We start from the raw sequence: 17,191 nt of genomic DNA on the forward strand, positions 1-17,191 counted from the left end.
CGGTGCTGACGGGGGACGGCCGTAGGACCTCCCGCGTCAGCACCGGTGAGGCGGATCGCCGCCGGTGACCTAGAATTGAGTCACTATGGCGAAGAGCACCAACACCCCCTCGGACAGCGCTCCGAAGAAGGCGAAGAAGCCCAACGGCTTCCAGCAGTTCCTCCAGGTCTTCCAAATGACGCGGAAGGCCGACCCCAACGCAGTGTGGCTCATGCTGCTCGTGTTCCTCGGGGTCACGGCGGTGAGCCTGCTGATCGGCTTCCTCCTGGACAACTGGATCACCGGTCTCATCATCGGCATCCTGCTCGGCATCCTCGGCGCGGTGTTCATCCTCAGCCGCCGTGCAGAGCGCGCGGCCTATGCCCAGATCGAGGGCCAGCCCGGTGCCGCCGGGGCGGCACTCAACTCGCTCCGCCGCGGCTGGATCGTCGAGGAGCAGCCGGTTGCCGTGAACCCGCGGACGCAGGACGTCGTCTTCCGCGCCATCGGGCGCCCCGGAGTGGTGCTCGTCTCCGAGGGACCGAGCGTGCGCGTGCGCCAGCTGGTCGACGGCGAGCGCAAACGCCTCGTGCGGATCCTCCCGAACGTTCCGATCCACGTCATCGAGACCGGCCGCGATGAGGGCCAGACTCCCCTGCGGAACGTCGCCAAGACGATGAACAAGCTCAAGCCCGAGCTCACGAAGGTCGAGGTTGCCGCCGTGAGCAAGCGGATCGCATCGCTCGGCACTCGCCTGCCGATCCCCAAGGGCATCGATCCGTCCCGCATGCGGCCCGACCGCCGCGCCATGCGCGGCCGCTGATCCAGGCGCACCCACGACGACACGGAGAGGGCCCCGGCAATGCTGCCGGGGCCCTCTCGCACGCGCGGTCAGAGGCGCACGACGACGGTCCCCGCGGCCTTGTCGTGCAGGCCGCGCTGGTCCGGGTCGAAGATGACGGCGGGGATCACCAGGCAGAGCAGGACCGTGCGGAGTGCCGCCCGCGGGATGCCCACGGGGCCGCCGTCGAGCCGGCGGACCTTGAGCCCTGCAATCCGGTGCCCGAGGCCGAACCCGGCCAGCCCCACGAGGAGGATCTGCTCGACGGCGAAGACCAGGAGAATCGACATCTGGGAGCCGCCGAAGAAGGCCGCGGCGATTGCGTAGGAGGCGGCCCAGTCGATGCACAGGCCCAGGACGCGGCGGCCGGTTCGGCCCACGGAGCCGGGGCCGGTCCGCGGCATGCCGAGACGCCTGCCGGGATAGTCACCCTCCTCCAGCTGGGGCCCGCTGATCCAGGATCCGATGTCTCTGCGGTCGATCACCCCTCCATTCTAGGGACCACCCCGGACACCCCGTACCCGGCTACAAGCGGAGCCCACCGCCGCTGATTCCGTCCGGATTCCGCCCCCGCTCTGGCCCCGAGCCCCCGCCGCCGCTAGCGTTTACACCCGAAGGGCCCGCGTAACGTCGCTGAAACAATGCGGACACGGACGGGAAATCCGCTGCTCGTAGTGTGGTACCAGTTGGAGCGAGGCGTTCGGCCCGCGGCTTTTGCCTGCGTGTGCCATCGGCCCGGCACTACCCACCCTGCGTTAGGAGTACAGATGTTCAAGTCTGCGGACGAAGTCCTCAAGTACATCAAGGATGAAGACGTCAAGTTCGTCGACATCCGCTTCACCGACCTGCCGGGCGTCCAGCAGCACTTCAACATCCCTGCCAAGACGGTGGACGAGGACTTCTTCGTCAACGGCCAGCTCTTCGACGGCTCCTCGATCCGTGGCTTCCAGGGCATCGCCGAGTCGGACATGCAGCTCATCCCCGATGTCACCACGGCATTCGTGGACCCGTTCCGCGTGGAGAAGACGCTCGCGCTGAACTTCTCGATCGTCAACCCGCGCACCGGCGAGCCCTACCACCGCGACCCGCGCGGCGTCGCCGAGCGTGCCGAGGCGTACCTTGCCTCCACCGGCATCGCGGACACGGCGTTCTTCGCCCCCGAGGCCGAGTTCTTCGTCTTCGACAACGTGCAGTTCGAGTCCTCGCCGCAGGGATCCTTCTACAAGGTCGACTCCATCGAGGCCCCGTGGAACTCGGGCCGCGAGGAGGAGGGCGGGAACCTCGGCAACAAGACCCCGTTCAAGGGCGGCTACTTCCCCGTGGCTCCGGTCGACCACCAGGCCGACCTCCGCGACGCGATGTGCCTCGCCCTCGATGCGGCGGGCCTCGAGGTCGAGCGCTCCCACCACGAGGTCGGCGCCGCCGGCCAGGCCGAGATCAACTACCGGTTCTCGACCCTGGTCCGCGCAGCGGATGACCTGCAGAAGTTCAAGTACATCATCAAGAACACGGCCCTCGAGTGGGGCAAGGCCGTGACGTTCATGCCCAAGCCGATCTTCGGCGACAACGGCTCCGGCATGCACTGCCACCAGTCGCTGTGGAACGGCGGCGAGCCGCTCTTCTACGACGAGAAGGGCTACGCCAACCTCTCGGACCTCGCGCGCTGGTACATCGGCGGCCTGCTCAAGCACGCCTCCGCGGTGCTCGCCTTCACGAACCCGACGGTGAACTCCTACAAGCGCCTCGTGAAGGGCTTCGAGGCCCCGGTCAACATGGTGTACTCGCAGGGCAACCGCTCCGCCGGCATCCGCATCCCGATCACGGGATCCAACCCGAAGGCCAAGCGCATCGAGTTCCGCGCGCCGGACCCCTCGTCCAACCCCTACCTCGCCTTCGCCGCCCAGCTCATGGCCGGCATCGACGGCATCCGCAACCGGATCGAGCCGCCGGCCCCGATCGACAAGGACCTCTACGAGCTCCCCGTCGAGGAGGCCCGCGACATCCCCAAGGCCCCGGGCTCGCTCGAGGAGGCCCTCGAGGCCCTCGAGGCGGACAACGAGTTCCTCCAGGCTGGCGGAGTCTTCACCCAGGACCTCATCGACACCTGGGTCGCCTACAAGCGCGAGAAGGAGATCATGCCCCTCTCGCTGCGTCCGAACCCGTACGAGTTCGAGCTCTACTTCGGCTGCTGATCCTCGGCACGCCGCAGCAGCGCACGACGGCGCCCCCGCCTCCCGCAGCATGACAGCGGGAGGCGGGGGCGCCGTCGTGCGTCTGGAGGACTGACCGACGCGGAGGACGCCGAGCAGGCGTCCGGTGCTACGCCGCCACGGTGGTGAGGATGCCGATCGAGTCGCCCTCAGCCGTGACGTCATGCCGTGGCCCGGGAAGGACACCGACCTCCCCGGCCGCGAGCCGGACCTCGGCCGTCTCCGAGCGCACCACGAAGGTGCCCCGCAGCACCTGCAGGGTCGCCCCCGCCGGCTTCGCGTGGTCCCCCAGGACCTGGCCGTCGAGGATCGCGAGCAGAGTGTGGCGGAGCAGGCCGTCGCGCACGAGCGCTCTCGCGCTGCGGCCGTGCGGGCTCGTCCGTGCCTTCTCGAGTTCCTCCTCGGCGGCCGCCGCGACGTTCACCGTTTCATGCATGGCTCTCCCTCTCTCCCGCGCCCTCCGGCTCGTCCAGCCGTCGACATCCTGATCACTCGCCCACCCCGTAGAAGCGCCGCTCGAAGACCTGACGTGCCCGCCTGGTCACGTTGAGGTAGTGCTGCTCGAACGCGGTCGCCTGGTCCGGTAGGTAGCCGCACCATCGGGCCACCGCCTCGAGGTCCCTCCGCTTGGTCGGCACGAGGTCCGACGCGCGGCCGCTCCACGCGACGTTGGCGCTGCGGATGCGGCTCGCGAGCCGCCAGGCCTCTCCCAGCAGCTCCGCCTCGTGCGGCGCGATCAGCCCCAAGTCCGTCGCCGCGGAGAGCGCCTCCATCGTGCCGGTGGTGCGCAGCTCAGGGTGGCGCGCGGCGTGCTTGAGCTGGATCAGCTGCACGAGCCACTCGACGTCGCTGAGCCCTCCGCGTCCCAGCTTGACGTGGCGCGACGGGTCCGCGCCGCGGGGCAGCCGCTCGGCCTCGACGCGCGCCTTGATCCGGCGGATCTCCCGGACCTCGTCCGGTCCCAGCTCCTCGGGGTAGCGCACCGTGTCGACGAGGGCCATGAAGTCCGCCGCGAGCGCGGCGTCGCCCGCCATGGGGCGCGCCCGCAGGAGGGCCTGCGCCTCCCACGTCAGGGCCCATCTCCGGTAGTACTCGGCGAACGAGTCGAACGAGCGCACAAGCGGTCCGTTCTTGCCCTCGGGGCGCAGGTCCGCGTCGAGCGCGAGCACCCTCTCCGCGAGGACGGGCGGCTTGAGCGGCTGGGTGAGCAACGCGGACAGGCTCGTGACGATGGCCAACGCCTGGCGCTGGGCGTCCTCGGGACGCGCGCCGGGCAGTGCCCTGTGCACGTACATGACGTCCGCGTCCGAGCCATACCCGATCTCCCGTCCGCCCTGACGCCCCATGGCGACGACGAGGACGTGGGTGAGCAGCCCGCCGTCGGCCGCCTCGGCCTGCCCTTCCGCGACCCGTAGCGCCCCGAGCACCGCGGCCTGGTCCACATCCGAGAGCGCGCGGCCGACCGACTCCGTGTCGAGGACCCCGGAACTGTCCGCGAGGGCGATGCGGAGGATCTCACGGCGACGGATCAGCCGCACGAGCCGCATCGCGGCGGACGGCTCCTCGTGCCGGGAGAGCTTGGACTGGATCTCCTGCCACTGGGCCTCGAGCGTCAGGGGCACGAGGTCCTGGTCGTCCCCGAGCCACTTGACTGACTCGGGCGAGACCTCGAGGAGGTCCGCGATGAGGCGCGAATCGGCGAGGACGTGGGAGAGCCGCTCCGCTGCGGCCGACGAGTCGCGCAGGAGCCCGAGGTACCAGTGCGTCGTCCCGAGCGCCTCGCTCACGCGCCGGAAGGCGAGCAGTCCTGCGTCCGGATCGGCGCCCTCGGCGATCCAGCCGAGGAGCACCGGGAGGAGCTGGCGCTGGAGCGCCGCACGCCGGCTCACGCCCGCCGTGAGCGCCTCGATGTGCCGCATGGCCCCCTGCGGATCGCGGTAGCCCAGTGCCGCGAGGCGGGCCTCTGCCGCCTCGGGAGTCAGCCGTGCCTCGGCCAGGCTCAGGTGCGCCACGGTGTTCAGCAGCGGCCGGTAGAAGATCTGTTCGTGCAGCTCGCGCACGCGCCGCTTGGTGCGGTGCCACGCCTCGAGCAGCTGCTCCGGCGACGCACGGCTCGTCTCGAGCACACCCTGGACGCTGCGGGCGAGGGCGCGGAGCGCGTCCTCCGAGGTGGGCATAAGGTGCGTCCGGCGGAGCCTGGACAGCTGGAGGCGATGCTCGAGGAGGCGCAGGTAGCGGTAGGAGGAGTCGAACTCTGCCGCAGCCGTGCGGCCGATGTAGCCTCCAGCGGCCAGTGCGGCAATCGCGGAGGTGGTGTCGCGGACCCGGAGGGACTCGTCCGTGCGTCCGTGGACCAGCTGGAGCAGCTGGACGGTGAACTCGACATCGCGCAGGCCCCCGGCGCCGAGCTTGATCTGGCGGTCCGCCTCGGCCGCCGGGATGTTGTCGGTGACCCGACGGCGCATCGCCTGCACGGATTCCACGAAGCCCTCCCGGCCCGCGGAGGCCCAGACGAGCGGAGCCACGGCCTGCTCGTAGCGTGCGCCGAGGTCCCGGTCGCCGGCGATGCAGCGCGCCTTGAGGAGGGCCTGGAACTCCCAGCTCTGCGCCCACCGGGCGTAGTAGGCGAGGTGCGATTCGAGGGTGCGCACGAGGGGCCCGTCCCTGCCCTCGGGCCGGAGGTTCGCATCGACCTGCCACAGCGCCGGCTCGCGTCCCGGAGCCCAGACCGCACGTGCCAGGCCCGTCGCGAGCGCGGTGCCGATCTGGACGGCGCGCGCCGGGTCGAGGGGATCAGGGCCCTGCTCTCCGCCGGGCGTCGCCGCGGCGTCGCGGGCCTCGATGACGTACACGACGTCGACGTCGGAGATGTAGTTCAGTTCCCGGGCCCCGCACTTGCCCATGCCGATCACCGCGAGGCCGACGGCGGCGACGTCCTCGCGCCCGAAGGTCCGCGCCGCCTCGGCACGGGACACGGCGAGGGCCGCCTCGAGGGCAGCCCCGGCCAGATCGGACAGCTCCGCTGCAGCGGTCGGGAGGAAGTCCGTGGGGGACGCTGCGCCGAGGTCGCGCACCGCAAGGGAGCAGAGGTGCCGCAGGTACGCCACCCTCAGCGCCGCATACGCCTCTGGCCCAGTGGCCGTCGCAACCGGCCTCGGGGCCGCTGGGTCCGCACCCACAGACCTCAAGAGCGCCCCGCGGAGGGAGTCGGGATCCGCGCCGACCGGTTCCGGCGAGACGGGACCGGTGAGACCGTCGAGGTGTTCGGGGTGCCGGACCAGGAAGTCTCCCAGCGCCTCGGAGGCACCCACGAGCCGGAACAGTGACTCGCTGCGCGCCGTCCCCGCGTCGATGAGCTCACGCACCTCCGGCCTGCGCTCGATGAGCCGCACGATGGTGAGCAGCGCACCGTCAGGGTCCGGCGCGGAGGCGAGGCCCTCGAGGAGGTGGTCGGTGTCGACGCCGTCGAGCTCCCGCGCGCCGAGGAACCGCTCGGCGCGGTCTGGGTCGGAGGATCCCAGCGCGATGAGCCGGCGGGTCAGGCTCGGGGCGGCCATGCGGCCCCCTAGAGGATGCCCAGGTTGCGGTGGAGCTCGTAGGGAGTGACCTCGAGCCGGTACTCGTTCCACTCCTGCCGCTTGTTGCGCAGGAAGGCCCCGAAGACCTGCTCTCCGAGGATCTCTGCCATGAACTCCGATTCCTCCATGACGTTGACGGCGTCGTGCAGGCTCGCGGGCAGTGGGTCGTGGCCGAGGACCCGGCGCTCAGCAGTGGTCAGCGCCGAGATGTCCTCGTCGGTCGCAGCGGGGAGCTCGTACTCCTCCTCGATGCCCTTCAGGCCGGCACCGAGGAGGACGGCGTACGAGAGATAGGGGTTGGTGGCCGAGTCGATGCCGCGGTACTCGACCCTCGCGCTCTGGTTCTTGCCTGGCTTGTAGAGCGGGACGCGCACGAGGGCCGAGCGGTTGTTGTGGCCCCAGCTGAGGTAGCTCGGCGCCTCGCCGCCGCCCCAGAGCCGCTTGTAGGAGTTGACGAACTGGTTCGTCACGGCGGTGAACTCGTGCGCATGCTTGAGGAGGCCGGCGATGAAGTGGCGGGCCGTCTTGGACAGCTGGTACTCCGCCCCGGGCTCGTGGAACGCGTTGCTGTCGCCCTCGAACAGCGAGAAGTGGGTGTGCATCCCGGACCCGGGATGGGACGTGAAGGGCTTGGGCATGAAGGTCGCGTAGCCGCCCTGCTGGATCGCGACCTCCTTGACCACGGTGCGGAACGTCATGACGTTGTCCGCGGTCTGGAGAGCGTCCGCGTAGCGGAGGTCGATCTCGTTCTGGCCCGGGCCGCCCTCGTGGTGGGAGAACTCGACCGAGATCCCCACGGCCTCGAGCATGTTCACCACCGTGCGGCGGAAGTCCTGGGCAACGCCGCCGGGCACGTGGTCGAAGTAGCCGCCGTGGTCTGCGGGGACGGGAGCGCCATCGGGCCCGAGCTGGTCCGACTCGAGAAGGTAGAACTCGATCTCGGGGTGGGTGTAGCACGTGAAGCCCATCTCCGCGGCCTTCGCCAGCGTGCGCTTGAGGACGCTGCGGGGATCGGCGGGAGAGGGCTCGCCGTCCGGGGTGAGGATGTCGCAGAACATGCGCGAGGTCGGTTCGGTCTCGCCGCGCCAGGGCAGGATCTGGAACGTCGAAGGGTCAGGCTGGAGGAGCATGTCGGACTCGGACACGCGGGCGAGGCCCTCGATCGAGGAGCCGTCGAACCCGAGCCCCTCCTCGAAGGCGCCCTCGACCTCGGCGGGGGCCAGCGCCACCGACTTGAGCGAGCCGACCACGTCCGTGAACCACAGCCGGACGAACCGGACGTCGCGTTCCTCGATGGTCCGGAGCACGAACTCCTGCTGACGATTCATGGGGTCTTCGCATCCTTATCGGTTGGGCCCTGCACGCTCATCCCACTCTACTGAAGCATCGACTAATCTCGACCCTATGGCCCCCAGCACGAATTCCGACGACTCGACGGCGCCCTACGGCGGACCGGCACCCACGTCACGCTCTGGCCGCACGAGGATCCACCACCTCGCCCAGGCCAAGGAGAGGGGGGAGCACTTCGCGATGCTCACCGCCTACGACCAGTACACGGCGTCGATCTTCGACGAGGCGGGCATCGAGGTCCTCCTCGTCGGCGACTCGGCGGCGAACAACGTCTTCGGCCACGCCACCTCACTCCCCGTCACGGTGGACGAGCTGCTCCCCCTGGTGCGCGCCGTGGCGACCTCGGCCCCCCATGCGCTCGTCGTGGCTGACTTCCCGTTCGGCAGCTACGAGCAATCGCCCGCTCAGGCCGTCGCCACCGGGGTGCGTTTCCTCAAGGAGGGCCTCGCGCACGCTGTGAAGCTCGAGGGCGGCGCCTACTACGCGGACACGGTCCGGGCCATGGTCCAGGCGGGCATCCCGGTCATGGCGCACATCGGCTTCACGCCCCAGAGCGAGCACGCGCTCGGCGGCTACCGGGTGCAGGGAAGGGGCGACGACGCTGCTCGCCTCATCGAGGACGCGACGGCCCTTGAGGCCGCGGGCGCCTTCTGCGTCCTCATGGAGATGGTTCCCGCCTCGACGGCTGCCGCCGTAGACGCCGCCGTCGACGTTCCCACGATCGGCATCGGGGCCGGGAGCGCCACGACCGGACAGGTCCTCGTCTGGCAGGACATGGCCGGTCTGCGCGGCGGCGAGGGCGTGAAGGTGGCGAAGTTCGTCAAGCAGTACGCCGACCTGCGCACGAGCCTCCTCGACGCCGCACGTGCCTACGGGCAGGACGTCCGCTCGGGCCAGTTCCCCGGCCCCGAGCACTCCTTCTGACGCGCGCCGGCAGCTCGGCCGGTGGACGCCTCGTCCCGGCGGACGTCAGTCCCGGTCACTCCAGCCGTCGCCGTCGGCGTCGGACGGATCCCACGCCCTGTTCCGCTCCTTGACCTTCTCGAGCGCCTTCTCGGCCTCGGCTCTGGTCTTGTAGGGGCCGATCAGCTGTGTGTAGTCGCTCTGAGCGTCTTCCTCGACCTCGTGGGTGCGGACGTTGTACCAGTACTCGACCATCCTCACAGCCTCCATCACGCGTCGTCTGGCATTCACAACCGGCCCGTTCGAACCCCGTGACCAGTAGACTCACCCTATGCCTTCAGCCCCTTCCACGGCACCCATCGGCACGCTCGTGCGTGGCACGGTGAGCCCCGTCCTGCCAGTGCCCGATTCGATCCCCCGCCCGGAGTACGCGTGGAAGAAGGCGCCCGCGAAGTACACGGGCTCGCACGTGGTCTCACCGGAGAAGATCGAGAAGATCCGGGCGGCGAGCAAGATCGCAGCCCAGGCCATCGTCGAGGTCGGGAAGCACATCCGCCCGGGCGTGACCACTGACCAGCTCGACCGCGTGGGCCACGAGTTCCTCATCGCCCATGGCGCCTACCCCTCGACGCTCGGCTACCGCGGCTTCCCGAAGTCGCTGTGCACCTCGGTCAACGAGGTGATCTGCCACGGGATCCCCGATTCGACGGTGCTCGCAGACGGCGACATCGTCAACATCGACATCACCGCGTACAAGGACGGCGTCCACGGCGACACGAACGCCACATTCCTCGTCGGGGACGTCGACGAGGAGTCGCGTCTCCTCGTGGAGCGGACGCGCGAGTCGCTGCAGCGTGGCATCCGGGCCGTGGCCCCGGGCCGTGAGATCAATGTGATCGGACGGGCCATCACCGCCTACGCCAAGCGCTTCGGATACGGTGTGGTGCGGGACTTCACGGGCCACGGGGTGGGTGAGGCCTTCCACACGGGCCTGATCATCCCCCACTATGACGCCGCACCCGCCTACAACATGATCATGGAGCCCGGCATGGTCTTCACGATCGAGCCGATGCTCACGCTCGGGACCATCGAGTGGGAGATGTGGGAGGACGAGTGGACCGTCGTCACCCGTGACCGCAAGCGCACTGCCCAGTTCGAGCACACGCTCGTGGTGACCGACACCGGCGCTGAAGTCCTGACGGTCCCCTAGCCCCGAGCTGCATCCAGGCCAGCTCCACCCGAGACCCGTCCGCCCACCCCAATCCCCCACCCGAGAAGGGCAACGCATGGCCAAGAGCGAGAAGAAGAGCAAGTCCCACACCGTCATCGGGATCGACATCGGCGGCACCGGCATCAAGGGGGGAATCGTCGACCTGAAGAAGGGCAAGCTCGTGGGCGAGCGGTACAGGATCGACACGCCCCGGCCCTCCACGCCCGAGGCCGTCGCCGAGGTCGTCGCGCAGATCGTGGACGAGCTCAGCGGCCGCGACGGAGCACCCGACGCCGGCACTCCCGTCGGCGTCACCTTCCCCGCCATCATCCAGCACGGCGTGGCCCGCTCGGCTGCCAACGTGGACAAGTCCTGGATCGACTACGAGGTGGACAAGGCGTTCACGAGCCGGCTCGGCCGCCCGGTCGAGGTGATCAACGACGCGGATGCCGCGGGCCTCGCTGAAGTGCGCTACGGCGCGGGCAAGGATGTCGACGGCACTGTCCTCGTCATCACGCTCGGCACGGGCATCGGCTCGGCCTTCGTCTTCGACGGCAAGCTCGTGCCCAACGCCGAGCTCGGCCACCTCGAGATCGACGGGCACGACGCCGAGACCAAGGCCTCGGCGGTCGCGCGCGAGCGGGACGGCCTCAGCTGGGAAGACTACTCGGTGCGCCTCCAGCGCTACTTCGAGCACGTCGAGTTCCTCTTCTCCCCAGAGCTGTTCATCGTGGGCGGCGGCATCTCCAAGCGGTCCGAGGAGTATCTGCCCCTGCTCAAGCTCCGGACGCCGATCATCCCGGCGAAGCTCAAGAACGAGGCGGGGATCGTGGGAGCGGCGCTCCAGGTGGCCATCCACCACAAGCTCGCCAAGTAGAGCACGACGTCGAGGGGCCCGGACCGCGGTCCGGGCCCCTCGGTCGCTATTCGGGCTGTGGCCGGCGGCCGCTACGCTCCGGCGGCGGCAGGCTCCTGATCCGCCGGCTCGGATTCCCCGGTCCCGGCCTGCTCCGCGCGGAGCACGTCGATGGCCTTCTCGAAGTCGGCAAGTGATTCGAAGTCCTGGTAGACGCTCGCGAAGCGCAGATAGGCCACCTGGTCGAGCTTCTTGAGGGGGCCGAGGATCGCAAGGCCGATGTCGTGGGCCTGGATCTCGGCCGAGCCCGCCGAGCGGATGGCCTCCTCGACCTCCTGCGCCAGCAGCGCGAGATCGTCGTCCGTCACGGGCCTTCCCTTGCACGCCTTGCGGACGCCGGTGATGACCTTGGTCCGGCTGAACGGCTCGCCGGCGCCCGAGCGCTTGAGCACCGTCAGGCTCGTGGTCTCCATCGTGGTGAAACGGCGGCCGCACTCCGGGCACTGCCGGCGTCGGCGGATCGCCGAGCCGTCATCCTGGAGGCGGCTGTCGACGACGCGTGAATCGGGATTGCGGCAGAACGGGCAGTACACGCTACCCATGGTACTGACCGGGTGGCGGGCACCACAACAGGGAACCACAAGATGTAGTGGTCTCGACACTACGTGTAGGGGTCTGCTGCACTCCCCCCTGCTTCAGCCTCCAAGGCCTCCAGCTGCCGGCGGTTCGGCTGCCCGCGCCTCAGCTGCGCGAGAAGCGGGCGTCCACGGCGTCCCCGTGCGCGGGCAGGTCCTCGGCATCGGAGAGGCTCCGGATGTGCCGCGCGACCTCGGACAGGCCAGCCTCGGAGTAGTCGACGACCTGGATGGCACGCAGGAAGGTCGTCACGTTCAGGCCCGAGGAGAACGCCGCAGTGCCCGACGTGGGCAGCACGTGGTTGGACCCCGCACAGTAGTCGCCGAGGCTCACCGGGCTGTAGTCCCCCACGAAGATCGCCCCCGCGTTGCGGATGCGACCGGCGACGGCGCGAGCGTCCGCCGTCATGATCTCGAGGTGTTCCGCCGCGTACGCGTCGCACACCGCGATGCCGGCCTCGAGGCTGTCGACGAGCACGACGCCGGACTGCTCGCCCGAGAGCGCCTCCAGGACGCGGTCGCGGTGCTTGGTCTGCCCGACGAGGATGCCGAGCTGCTCGCGCACCCGGTCGGCCAGCTCGGGCGAGTCCGTGACGAGCACACTTCCGGCGCGGGGATCGTGCTCGGCCTGGCTGATGAGGTCCGCGGCGACGAGGTCGGGCCGCGCCGAGGAGTCCGCGAGGATGGCGATCTCGGTCGGTCCGGCCTCCGCGTCGATGCCGACCACGCCCTTGACGAGGCGCTTCGCGGTCGCCACGAAGATGTTCCCCGGCCCGGTCACCACGTCCACCGGGGCCACCGCAGGAAGCTCGCCGGCGTCGTCGTGCGCGGCCGGGATCCCGTACGCGAACGCCACGATGGCCTGCGCCCCACCGATCGCGTAGACCTCGTCGATGCCCAGCAGTGCCGCGGCGGCAAGGATCGTGGGGTGAGGGAGGCCGTCGTTGTCCTTCTGGGGCGGCGACGCGAGGGCGATCGATGCCACGCCGGCGGCCTGGGCAGGAACGACGTTCATCACGACGCTCGACGGATAGACCGCCAGCCCGCCGGGGACATACAGGCCGACCCGGCCCACGGGGACCCACCGCTGTGTGACGGATGCGCCCGTGCCCGGGTGCACGGTGACGTCCTGGGGCACCTGTGCTGCCGCAAACGCGCGTGCCCGCTCGATCGATGCGCTGAGTGCGGCGCGGACGTCGGGGTCGAGGGCCTCGAGCGCGGCGGAGATGGCCGCGGCAGGCACCCGGGGGTGGCGCTGGCGGACACCGTCGAACCGCACAGCGAGCTCGGCCAGGGCAGAGAAGCCCCGGGCCCGCACATCGTCGACAATGCCCCGCACGGCATCCTCGACGCTCGCACCGTCTCCCGCCGTGAGCCTCGGCACGACCGCGCGCAGCTGGGCAAGGCCGAGGTCCTGGCCGCGGAGGTCGATCGTGCGGAAGGCGGGCGAGGACGTGGATGGGGAGCCGGAAGTCACCGCACCAGTCTACCGGCGCACCGCTCCCCCACGGTCAGTCCTCGGGGCCCTCGCGGGGCGGCACCCACCACAGCGTCGTGAGCGCAAGCACGGTGAGCGCTACCACGCCAGGCCACACCGCGAGCGAGCTGAGCGCCTGGAGGCCGAACACGGTCTCGGGAACGCTGGGGCTCACCCCACGGCTGCCGAGCACCCGTGTCAGGCCCACCCCGGTCCCCCATGCGGCGAAGGTGCCGAGCACGCTCCCGGCAAGAGCGGCAAGTCCCCGGTTCGGCAGTCCGGCGCGGCGCCGGGTCGCAGAGAGCACGACGGCGATCACGGCTCCCGCGAGGAGCCCGAGCCCGGCGAACAGGAGGTCCCGTTCGGCCCAGCTCTGGTAGTCGCTTCCCGATCCGTAGAACAGCCCGCCCGGCGCCGCGGCCGCCCACACCGTGCCGAGAACCAGGCCCGTGAGGACGGGGTACACCGTCCATCGCACGAGCGACATGCGCTCGCGCCGCTCAGAGGGGCCGCGCCCGGGCGTGCTCTCCGTCTCCATCGCCGGCTGCTCAGCCATCAAGGCATGCCGGGCCGAGCAGGACCTTGAGGTCCCCGAACAGTGCAGGGTTGGGGTTCACCCGCAGCTGGGGCGGCAGGGTCATGACGGCGACCCTGTCCCGCTCGCGGACATGGAGCCTGACCTCCGAGTTGCCGTGATGGCTGCGCAGGATCTCGCCCAGCTGCCCGATCCGCTCCTCGCTCGCGCGGTGCTCGAGGATGCGGATGTCCACGGGACCGCCCTCGGCGCTCGTGAGGTCCGGGATGCTCATCTCCATCGCGCTGAGGGAGACGGCCCCATCGTCGCGCCGCTGGACGCGTCCCTTGACCACGACGATGAGGTCCTCGGCGAGGACGGCAGCGATCGGCCCATAGACCTGCCCGAAGAACATGACCTCGATCGACGCGCCGAGGTCTTCGATCTCCGCTCGGGCGTAGGGATTGCCGCTCGACTTCGAGATGCGGCGGCTCAGCGACGTGATCATGCCGGCGATCGTCACGATCGCCCCATCAGAGGGACCGTCGTCGGCGAGGATGGCCGAGATGTCGATCTCTGCGGCCGCGCCCAGGACGCCCTCGAGGCCTTGGAGGGGATGGTCCGACACGTAGAGGCCGAGCATCTCGCGTTCGAAGGTGAGCTTGTCCTTCTTCTCCCACTCAGGCAGGTCCGGGACCTCGACGGTCAGGCCGGCGTGCGGTGTCTCGTCTCCGAAGGCGCTGAAGAGGTCGAACTGGTTGTTCGCCTCGTTGCGCTTGAGGGTGATGACGGCGTCGATGGCCTCCTCGTGGATCATCGCGAGGGAGCGGCGCGTGTGGCCGAGCGAATCGAACGCACCCGCCTTGACGAGTGACTCGATGGTCCGCTTGTTGCACACGACCGCGGGCACCTTCTGCAGGAAGTCCGCGAACGAGGTGTACTTTCCCTTCTCTGCGCGGGCCTCGACCATCGCGTTGACGACATTGGTGCCGACGTTGCGGATCGCGCCCATGCCGAACCGGATGTCGTCTCCCACGGGCGTGAAGGTCAGCTCGGACTCGTTCACGTCCGGCGGGAGGACGGTGATGCCCATGTGCCGGCACTCGTTCAGGTACATGGCGGACTTGTCCTTGTCATCGCCCACCGACGTGAGGAGCGCCGCCATGTACTCGGCCGGGTAGTGCGCCTTGAGGTACGCAGTCCAGTAGGAGACCACCCCATAGGCAGCAGAGTGTGCCTTGTTGAAGGCGTAGTCGGAGAACGGCAGGAGGATGTCCCAGAGCGTCTGGATGGCTTCCTTCGAGTAGCCGTTGTCCAGCATGCCCTGGGAGAAGCCGGCGAACTGCTTGTCGAGCTCGGACTTCTTCTTCTTGCCCATCGCCCGGCGGAGGATGTCGGCCTGTCCGAGCGAGTACCCGGCGAGCTTCTGCGCGACCGCCATGACCTGCTCCTGGTACACGATCAGGCCGTAGGTGCCGCCGAGGATGTCCTTGAGGGGTTCCTCGAGCTCGGGGTGGATCGGGATCACCGGCTGCTGCCCGTTCTTGCGCAGCGCATAGTCGGTGTGGGCGTTCGCTCCCATGGGGCCAGGCCGGTAGAGGGCGAGGACGGCCGAGATGTCCTCGAAGTTGTCAGGCTTCATGAGCTTCAGGAGCGAACGCATGGGGCCGCCGTCGAGCTGGAAGACGCCCAGCGTGTCGCCGCGCGCGAGCAGCTCGTACGAGGCCGCGTCGTCGAGCTCGAGCCGCTCGAGGTCGAGGTCGACCCCCCGGTTGCGCTTCACGTTCTCGAGCGCGTCCGAGATGATCGTGAGGTTGCGCAGCCCCAGGAAGTCCATCTTGATCAGGCCCAGGCCCTCACAGGTCGGGTAGTCGAACTGCGTGATGACCTGGCCGTCCTGGATGCGGCGCATGATCGGGACGACGTCGATGATGGGGTCCGAGGACATGATCACGCCCGCCGCGTGCACGCCCCACTGCCGCTTGAGGCCCTCAAGGCCGATCGCGGTGTCGAACACCTTGCGGGATTCTGGGTCGCTCTCGAGGAGCTGGCGGAAGTCGCCGGCCTCTCCGTAGCGCTTGGCCTGGGGATCGTGGATGTCCGCGAGCGGGATGTCCTTGGCCATGACCGCCGGCGGCAGGGCCTTGGTCAGGGTCTCGCCCATCGAGAAGGGGTAGCCCAGCACACGCGCGGAATCCTTGAGCGCCTGCTTGGTCTTGATCGTGCCGTACGTGACGATCATCGACACCCGGTCGTCGCCGTACTTCCGGGTGACGTAGTCGATCACCTCCGGTCGGCGGCGGTCGTCGAAGTCCACGTCGAAGTCAGGCATCGAGACGCGGTCCGGGTTGAGGAACCGCTCGAAGATCAGGCCGTGGCGGAGCGGATCGAGGTCGGTGATGCGCATGGCGTAGGCGACCATTGACCCGGCGCCGGATCCGCGGCCGGGACCGACGCGGATCCCGTGGTCCTTGGCCCAGTTGATGAAGTCGGCGACAACGAGGAAGTAGCCGGAGAAGCCCATCGTGCTGATGATGCCCAGCTCGTAGTCGGCCTGCTTGCGCACCTCGTCCGGCACCCCGGAGGGATACCGGTAGGCCAGGCCCCGCTCGACTTCCTTGACCAGCCAGGAGTCCTCGTCCTCCCCCGGCGGGCAGGGGAAGCGGGGCATGAAGTTGTCCTTCGTGAAGGACACTCCGCATCGCTCCGCGATCGCGAGGGTGTTGTCGCACGCCTCGGGCAGTTCGCGGAAGAGCTCGCGCATCTCCTGGGGTGACTTGAGGTAGTAGCCGGTGCCGGAGAAGGCGAAGCGGGACCCGCCGTTGTCGTAGCTGGGGTCGAGGAGGGTGGACCCGGACTGGATGGCGAGCAGGGCCTCATGCGCCTTGGCGTCGTGCTCGTGGGTGTAGTGGAGGTCGTTGGTGGCCACCAGCGGGATGCCGAGCTCCCGGGCCAGGCGGAGGAGGTCCTCCCGGATCCGCCGCTCGATGGACAGGCCGTGGTCCATGAGCTCGCAGTAGTAGTTCTCGGCGCCGAAGATGTCGCGGAACTCCGCGGCCGCCTCGAGCGCCTCGCGGTACTGGCCGAGCCGCAGCCGGGTCTGCACCTCTCCCGAGGGACATCCCGTCGTTGCGATGAGCCCTTCCGAATAGGTGCTCAGGAGTTCGCGGTCCATGCGGGGCCACTTGCCGAAGACGGAGTCCAGCGAGGCGAGCGACGACGCGCGGAACAGGTTGCGCATGCCGGTGTTGTTGTAGCTCAGCAGCGTCATGTGGGTGTACGCGCCGCCGCCGGAGATATCGTCGCTGCGCTGCGACTCGTCGCCCCACCGCACGCGCTGCTTGTCGGTGCGGTGGGTGCCCGGGGTGACGTACGCCTCAACACCGATGATGGGCTTGATCCCCGCATCCGTGGCCTTGCGCCAGAAGTCGTGGGCGCCGAAGAGGTAGCCGTGGTCGGTGATCGCCAGGGCCGGCATCTCGAGGCGGTTCGCCTCAGCGAACAGGTCCCCGAGCTTCGCCGCTCCGTCGAGCATCGAGTACTCGGTGTGGGTGTGGAGGTGGACGAAGGAACCGCTGGAAGTCACCGGACCAGTCTAGGCGCGCACCGCGGCAGATCCGGTGAGGCACGACGGCGGG

14 protein-coding genes are annotated in these 17,191 nt (G+C 69.4%); 5 read left to right on the plus strand and 9 right to left on the minus strand.

The features are described from left to right. Nucleotides 1-85 precede the first annotated feature (85 nt). Complete coding sequence (locus tag IE231_RS01845) at nucleotides 86-802, plus strand: DUF4191 domain-containing protein (RefSeq protein ID WP_189692204.1); 717 nt, start codon at nucleotides 86-88, stop codon at nucleotides 800-802. 68 nt (nucleotides 803-870) lie between these two features. Here the strand turns inward: IE231_RS01845 and IE231_RS01850 are convergent, their stop codons facing one another. Further along, nucleotides 871-1,305, minus strand: a complete 435-nt coding sequence (locus IE231_RS01850; protein ID WP_189692205.1) for an RDD family protein — start codon at nucleotides 1,303-1,305, stop codon at nucleotides 871-873. A 282-nt stretch (nucleotides 1,306-1,587) separates the two neighbouring features. Here IE231_RS01850 and glnA (IE231_RS01855) point away from each other — a divergent pair, with 282 nt between their 5' ends. Beyond that, on the plus strand, nucleotides 1,588-3,012 hold the full coding sequence (gene glnA, locus IE231_RS01855) for a type I glutamate--ammonia ligase (protein ID WP_189692206.1): 1,425 nt from the start codon (nucleotides 1,588-1,590) through the stop codon (nucleotides 3,010-3,012). 127 nt (nucleotides 3,013-3,139) lie between these two features. Here glnA (IE231_RS01855) and IE231_RS01860 read toward each other — a convergent pair whose 3' ends face one another. Genes IE231_RS01860 through glnA (IE231_RS01870) form a run of 3 tightly spaced genes read right to left on the minus strand, consistent with a single transcriptional unit; the run spans nucleotide 3,140 to nucleotide 7,936 of the window. Beyond that, complete coding sequence (locus IE231_RS01860) at nucleotides 3,140-3,466, minus strand: cupin domain-containing protein (RefSeq protein ID WP_189692207.1); 327 nt, start codon at nucleotides 3,464-3,466, stop codon at nucleotides 3,140-3,142. A gap of 52 nt (nucleotides 3,467-3,518) precedes the next feature. Then, complete coding sequence (locus tag IE231_RS01865; RefSeq protein ID WP_189692208.1) at nucleotides 3,519-6,587, minus strand: bifunctional [glutamine synthetase] adenylyltransferase/[glutamine synthetase]-adenylyl-L-tyrosine phosphorylase; 3,069 nt, start codon at nucleotides 6,585-6,587, stop codon at nucleotides 3,519-3,521. 8 nt (nucleotides 6,588-6,595) lie between these two features. Further along, complete coding sequence (gene glnA / locus IE231_RS01870) at nucleotides 6,596-7,936, minus strand: type I glutamate--ammonia ligase (RefSeq protein ID WP_189692209.1); 1,341 nt, start codon at nucleotides 7,934-7,936, stop codon at nucleotides 6,596-6,598. Nucleotides 7,937-8,012: 76 nt separating this feature from the next. Between glnA (IE231_RS01870) and panB the strand changes: the two genes are divergently transcribed. Continuing rightward, nucleotides 8,013-8,882, plus strand: a complete 870-nt coding sequence (gene panB, locus IE231_RS01875; RefSeq protein WP_189692210.1) for a 3-methyl-2-oxobutanoate hydroxymethyltransferase — start codon at nucleotides 8,013-8,015, stop codon at nucleotides 8,880-8,882. A 45-nt stretch (nucleotides 8,883-8,927) separates the two neighbouring features. Here panB and IE231_RS01880 read toward each other — a convergent pair whose 3' ends face one another. Continuing rightward, nucleotides 8,928-9,134, minus strand: a complete 207-nt coding sequence (locus tag IE231_RS01880) for an SPOR domain-containing protein (RefSeq protein WP_374189391.1) — start codon at nucleotides 9,132-9,134, stop codon at nucleotides 8,928-8,930. A 58-nt stretch (nucleotides 9,135-9,192) separates the two neighbouring features. Here IE231_RS01880 and map point away from each other — a divergent pair, with 58 nt between their 5' ends. Both map and ppgK read left to right on the plus strand, forming a co-directional pair. Continuing rightward, nucleotides 9,193-10,071 (plus strand): type I methionyl aminopeptidase, encoded by an 879-nt coding sequence (map, locus tag IE231_RS01885; RefSeq protein ID WP_189692211.1) that lies wholly within the window; start codon nucleotides 9,193-9,195, stop codon nucleotides 10,069-10,071. Nucleotides 10,072-10,147: 76 nt separating this feature from the next. Then, nucleotides 10,148-10,948: a polyphosphate--glucose phosphotransferase gene (gene ppgK, locus IE231_RS01890; RefSeq protein ID WP_189692212.1), complete on the plus strand. Its 801-nt coding sequence runs from the start codon at nucleotides 10,148-10,150 to the stop codon at nucleotides 10,946-10,948. 71 nt (nucleotides 10,949-11,019) lie between these two features. On the opposite strand, the gene nrdR is transcribed toward ppgK, so the two are convergent. From nrdR to dnaE, 4 genes are all read right to left on the minus strand, one after another. Continuing rightward, on the minus strand, nucleotides 11,020-11,520 hold the full coding sequence (gene nrdR / locus IE231_RS01895) for a transcriptional regulator NrdR (RefSeq protein WP_189692213.1): 501 nt from the start codon (nucleotides 11,518-11,520) through the stop codon (nucleotides 11,020-11,022). 148 nt (nucleotides 11,521-11,668) lie between these two features. Beyond that, nucleotides 11,669-13,039: a histidinol dehydrogenase gene (gene hisD / locus IE231_RS01900; RefSeq protein WP_189692214.1), complete on the minus strand. Its 1,371-nt coding sequence runs from the start codon at nucleotides 13,037-13,039 to the stop codon at nucleotides 11,669-11,671. Nucleotides 13,040-13,073: 34 nt separating this feature from the next. Beyond that, nucleotides 13,074-13,595, minus strand: a complete 522-nt coding sequence (locus tag IE231_RS01905) for a hypothetical protein (RefSeq protein ID WP_189692215.1) — start codon at nucleotides 13,593-13,595, stop codon at nucleotides 13,074-13,076. After that, on the minus strand, nucleotides 13,588-17,088 hold the full coding sequence (gene dnaE / locus IE231_RS01910; RefSeq protein ID WP_189692316.1) for a DNA polymerase III subunit alpha: 3,501 nt from the start codon (nucleotides 17,086-17,088) through the stop codon (nucleotides 13,588-13,590). The genes IE231_RS01905 and dnaE overlap by 8 nt, the downstream gene beginning before the upstream one ends. Between the last annotated feature and the right edge of the window lie 103 nt (nucleotides 17,089-17,191).

The sequence above is a fragment of the Sinomonas cellulolyticus genome (genome assembly GCF_014656475.1).
GTDB classification, from domain to species: Bacteria; Actinomycetota; Actinomycetes; order Actinomycetales; family Micrococcaceae; genus Sinomonas; species Sinomonas cellulolyticus.

Bases quoted from the DNA above. Each gene is read 5' to 3' on its own strand.
- IE231_RS01845 (WP_189692204.1), top strand. From the start codon at position 86: ATGGCGAAGAGCACCAACACCCCCTCGGACAGCGCTCCGAAGAAGGCG.
- glnA (WP_189692206.1), top strand. From the start codon at position 1,588: ATGTTCAAGTCTGCGGACGAAGTCCTCAAGTACATCAAGGATGAAGAC.
- IE231_RS01860 (WP_189692207.1), bottom strand. From the start codon at position 3,466: ATGCATGAAACGGTGAACGTCGCGGCGGCCGCCGAGGAGGAACTCGAG.
- IE231_RS01865 (WP_189692208.1), bottom strand. From the start codon at position 6,587: ATGGCCGCCCCGAGCCTGACCCGCCGGCTCATCGCGCTGGGATCCTCC.
- glnA (WP_189692209.1), bottom strand. From the start codon at position 7,936: ATGAATCGTCAGCAGGAGTTCGTGCTCCGGACCATCGAGGAACGCGAC.
- panB (WP_189692210.1), top strand. From the start codon at position 8,013: ATGGCCCCCAGCACGAATTCCGACGACTCGACGGCGCCCTACGGCGGA.
- map (WP_189692211.1), top strand. From the start codon at position 9,193: ATGCCTTCAGCCCCTTCCACGGCACCCATCGGCACGCTCGTGCGTGGC.
- ppgK (WP_189692212.1), top strand. From the start codon at position 10,148: ATGGCCAAGAGCGAGAAGAAGAGCAAGTCCCACACCGTCATCGGGATC.
- IE231_RS01905 (WP_189692215.1), bottom strand. From the start codon at position 13,595: ATGGCTGAGCAGCCGGCGATGGAGACGGAGAGCACGCCCGGGCGCGGC.
- dnaE (WP_189692316.1), bottom strand. From the start codon at position 17,088: ATGCTCGACGGAGCGGCGAAGCTCGGGGACCTGTTCGCTGAGGCGAAC.